The sequence below is a fragment of the Salipiger mangrovisoli genome, from assembly GCF_015223355.1.
Classification (GTDB): Bacteria; Pseudomonadota; Alphaproteobacteria; order Rhodobacterales; family Rhodobacteraceae; genus Salipiger; species Salipiger mangrovisoli.
In genome coordinates this window covers 1-4,433 of sequence record NZ_JADFFK010000070.1, presented here as the reverse complement: position 1 = coordinate 4,433, position 4,433 = coordinate 1, and the positions used below count along the sequence as shown (strand labels likewise).

Below are 4,433 nucleotides of genomic sequence, written 5' to 3'. Positions count from 1 at the left end.
CTCAACGTCATGGCCGGCCCGCTGCGCAAGTGGCGCTTCGTCGCCGCGCCACCGGTCGAACACCTGATGTGACGCGGTGAAGGGGAGGAGGAGAGATGGTCCAATTGGCGGTATTCGGTGCCGGGCGCATCGGGCAGATTCATGCCCGCAACGCGGCGGCGCAGCCGGGGTTTCACGTCAAGTATATCGTCGATCCGGTCGAGGGGCCGGCGCGGGATGCGCTGGCCAAGACCACAGGCGCGCGCATCGTCTCCGCCGAGGAGGTCTTTGCCGACCCCAAGCTGCATGCCATCGTGATCGCCAGTTCGACCAGCAGCCACGCGCCGCTGGTGCACCGTGCCGCCGAGACCGGCAAGGCGGTGTTCTGCGAAAAGCCGGTGAGCCTCGATTTCGCGCTCACCCAAAGCGCGGTGGCGGCGGTCGTGGCCGCGGGCATCCCCTGCATGTTGGGCTTCCAGCGGCGCTACGACGCCGCGTTCCGGGCGCTGCAGGCGCGCGTGGCGAGCGGCGAGGCGGGGCGGCTCGAACACCTCATCATGCAGTCGCGCGACCCTGCGCCTCCGCCGATCTCTTACGTGAAGACCTCGGGCGGCATGTTCCGCGACACGGCGATCCACGACGTGGACATGGCGCGCTTCCTGCTGGGGGAAGAGATCGCCAGTGTCTATGCCAAGGGGTCTTGCCTGATCTCGCCCGAGATCGGGCAGGCGGGCGATGTCGATACGCTGATGATCACGCTGACAACCGAAAGCGGGCGGCTGGCGCAGGTGATCAACTGCCGGCGCGGGCCCATGGGCTACGACCAGCGGCTCGAGGCGGTCTGCGCCCGCGAGGTGCTGCGGGTCGAGAACGCGCCACAGGGCACGCTGCATGTCCTGCGCCCCGAGGGCACGCTGGCACCCCCGCCGATGAACTATTTCCTCGAGCGCTACGCGCAGGCCTATCGGGACGAGATGGCGGGGTTCGCGGCGCTGATCACGGACGGCACACCGCCGCTGGCGACGGCACGCGACGGGCTCGAAGCGCAAAGGCTGGTCGAGGCGGCGATCCGGTCGCACGAAACCGGGCAGGTCGTGGTGATGGCGCCGGGCTGGCGGCCATGAGCCAAGGGGCAGGCGAGGAGGATGGGATGCGCGCAACGGATTTCCTGCCGCCGGGGCTGCGGCTCGGGGTGAGCCCGCTGTCCTGGGCCAATGACGTGCTCGAGGACCTCGGGGCCGATATCCCGCTCGAGGCCTGCCTGCGGGACGCGGCGGAGGTGGGCTACGACGGCGTCGAACTGGGCCGCAAGTTCCCGCGCCAGCCCGAGCTTCTGGCACCGCTGCTGAGAGAGCATGGGCTGTCGCTGGCCTCGGGGTGGTATTCCGGCGAGTTGGCCGGGCGCGGGCTCGCCGCCGAGATCGCCGCTGTTGCCCCGCTTGCGCGGCTGTTGCGCGCCATGGGCTGTCAGGTGTTGGTCTACGGCGAGGTGGCGATGATGGCGCCCGGTGCCGCGTTCGACCTGCCGATGTCGCACAGGCGCGTCATGCTCCCGCGCGAGGTTCCGGGCTATGCCGAGCGGCTGTCTGCCTTTGCCCGCCACCTTTCCGGAGAGTATGGGCTGAGATTGGCCTATCACCACCACTTGATGATGGTCGCCGAGACCTTCGAGGAAATCAGCGACATCCTCGGCCGTTGCGATCCCGCTGTGGGCCTGCTGCTCGATACCGGCCACGCCGTCGCCTCGGGTTTCAGCTACACGCGGCTGATCGAGCGGTTCGGCGAGCGCATCGCGCATATCCACCTCAAGGACGTGCGCAGCGCCGCCATGCGTCAGGTGCGCGACCGCGACACCAGCTTCAACGAGGGGGTGCGGCAGGGGATGTTCACCGTGCCCGGCGACGGCGCGCTCGATTTCGGCCCGCTGGTCCATTTCGCCGCCAGCGGCGCCTATCGCGGCTGGCTGATCGTCGAGGCCGAGCAGGATCCTGCGCTCGCACCGCCGCGCGCCGCCGTGACCCGAGCCTTCACCCACATCCGCGCGGGCTTTGCCGCCCTGCCGCTGCAAGCAGGAGAGTGACATGCAAAAGCGACTGAACATCGGCCTGATCGGATCGGGTTTCATGGGGCAGGCCCATGCGGATGCCTTCCGCCGCGCCGCGATGCTCTACCGCGACCTTCCCGCGGTGCCGCATCCCTACATGCTGGCCGATGCGACCGAGGACCTGGCGGCGGAGGCCGCCGCGCGCTTCGGCTTCGAGCGCAGCACCGGCGACTGGCGCGCGCTGGTGAGCGACCCGCAGGTCGACGTGGTCGACATCACCTCGCCCAACGCGCTGCACTTCGACATGGCGATGGCGGCGATTGCCGCGGGCAAGCACGTCTATTGCGAAAAGCCGCTCTCGGTGACGTTGGCCGAGGCCGAGGCGATGGCCGCCGCCGCCGCGGCCGCCGGGGTGAAGACCATGGTCGCCTTCAACAACGTGAAGACCCCCGCCGCCATGCTGGCAAAGCAACTGATCGACCGCGGCGAGATCGGCACGCCGATGCGGTTTCGCGGCTGGTTTGACCAGGGCTTCTTCAATGACCCCGAGCTGCCCTTTTCCTGGCGCTGCACCCGCAAGGAGGCGGGCTCGGGCGCGCTCGGCGATCTTGGAAGCCACGTGATCTCGGTGGCGCAGGTCCTGATGGGAGACATTGAAAGCACCATCGCCCAGAGCCAGACCTATTTTCCGACCCGTCCGATCCCGCAGGGTGCCGCGGGCTATGGTGCCAAGGCCAGCGAGGGTGCGCCGCGCCGGGCGGTCGAGAACGAGGATCAGATCCAGGCGTTGGTGCGCTTCGGGAGCGGCGCGGGGGGCACGATCGAGGCTTCGCGCGTGGCGGCGGGCAAGGTCTTCGGCGTCTACTGGGAGGTCTCGGGCACCAGGGGCACGATCCTGATGGACGGCGAGCGCTTCAACGAGCTGAAGATCGCGCGCTTCGGGGACGACAAGCCGGACCGGGGTTTCAAGACCCTGCTGGCCGGCAGCCAGGTGCCGCAGTTCGCGGCCTTCTTTCCCTTCGATTTCGCTGGAGGCGGGCTTGGCTATTTCGACGTAAAGGTGATCGAGGTGCGCGATCTGGTCGAGGGCATCCTGTCGGGCAAGGATTGTGCGCCCAATTTTGCCTTCGGGCTCGAGAACATGCGGATCATGGACGCCATGGAGCGCTCGCTGGCGAGCGGTCTCTGGGAGCACGTCGGCACGCGCGCGCCTGCCGGGGCGCAGCAAGGCGTGCCCGCATGAGCTTTCCCTCTGCGCTGCCTGCGTCGCGCGTCCCTGACCCGATGGACGCCCCGGCGCTGCGCTGGGGCGTTCTCGGTACCGGCTGGATCGCGCAGCGCTTCATCGAGTCCGTGCGCGCCCACAGCCGGCAAGAGATCGCCGCCGTCGGCTCGCGGTCGCAGGCAAGCGCCGACGGTTTCGCCGCCGATTGGCAGATCGGCACCGCCCATGGCAGCTACGGGGCGCTGGTCGGTGATCCCTCGCTCGACGTGATCTATGTCGCAACGCCGCACAACCTCCACGCCGCGCATGTCGAGATGGCGCTGATGGCGCGCAAGCACGTGTTGGTGGAAAAGCCGATGGTTCTGAGCCTGGCTGAGGGGGAGCGGCTGGTTGCGCTGGCGCGCGCGCAGGGGGTGTTTCTGGCCGAGGCGCTCTGGACTTATTTCCTGCCCAAATTCGATGTGCTTGACCAGCTCTTCGCGGCGGGCGCCCTGGGCGAGATCAGGTCGGTCCATACCGAGTACGGCGAGTATTTCAGCCGCGATCACCGCATCTTCGACCCGGCGCTGGCGGGCGGGCCGCTCAACGATCTGGGCACCTATCCGGTGTCGCTGCTGACCCGGCTGCTTGGCGTGCCGAAGACCGTGCTGGGGCTCGCGCAGATGGACGCGAGCGGCGTGCAGGGGCACCTGTCGGTGATCCTCGCGGATGCGCAGGGCAACCAGGGCACCCTGTCGACCACGCTCTACGGCTTCACCCCGACCAATGCGGCGATTGTCGGCACCGCGGCGACACTGCGCTTCGGAAGCGCGTTCAACCTGCCCGGACCGTTCCAGCTGATCTCTGCCGATGGCAGCCGCGTGCTTGACTATGTCGAGCCGCCGGGGCGGCATTTCGAGGGGCTTTGCTACGAGGCCGCCGAGGTCGCGCGCTGCATTGCCGGCGGGCTGGGTGAGACGCCGAAACGCCCGCTGCAAGAGACGCTTGCCACGCTGGCGACGATGGACGCGATCCGCGCGGCACTGGCGTCTCCGGCATAGGCGGGGGCACCGGCTGCGCGGACCGAAGGTCGGGCCGGTGCCCGGTCAGCTCACCGCCGTTTGGTCCGCCCCTGTGCCGGCGCGCGCGCGGCGTTTTGGGCTGGGCATGACGGGCGGCCGGGCTCAGGCTCGGACCGTGTTTTCC

Annotated in this window: 4 protein-coding genes; all 4 read left to right on the top strand. The window is 68.9% G+C overall.

Translation table 11 applies throughout. The features are described from left to right. The first annotated feature begins 95 nt into the window (after window positions 1-95). From iolG to IQ782_RS29330, 4 genes are read left to right on the top strand one after another with little or no spacing between them, the layout of a single operon-like run. Window positions 96-1,103 (top strand): inositol 2-dehydrogenase, encoded by a 1,008-nt coding sequence (iolG, locus tag IQ782_RS29345; RefSeq protein WP_240989674.1) that lies wholly within the window; start codon window positions 96-98, stop codon window positions 1,101-1,103. Between the two features lie 26 nt (window positions 1,104-1,129). Then, window positions 1,130-2,059, top strand: a complete 930-nt coding sequence (gene iolE, locus IQ782_RS29340) for a myo-inosose-2 dehydratase (RefSeq protein WP_194138198.1) — start codon at window positions 1,130-1,132, stop codon at window positions 2,057-2,059. Window position 2,060: 1 nt separating this feature from the next. After that, window positions 2,061-3,266, top strand: a complete 1,206-nt coding sequence (locus IQ782_RS29335) for a Gfo/Idh/MocA family protein (protein ID WP_194138197.1) — start codon at window positions 2,061-2,063, stop codon at window positions 3,264-3,266. Further along, window positions 3,263-4,288, top strand: a complete 1,026-nt coding sequence (locus tag IQ782_RS29330) for a Gfo/Idh/MocA family protein (RefSeq protein ID WP_194138196.1) — start codon at window positions 3,263-3,265, stop codon at window positions 4,286-4,288. Before IQ782_RS29335 ends, IQ782_RS29330 begins: the two co-directional genes overlap by 4 nt. Window positions 4,289-4,433: the final 145 nt, after the last annotated feature.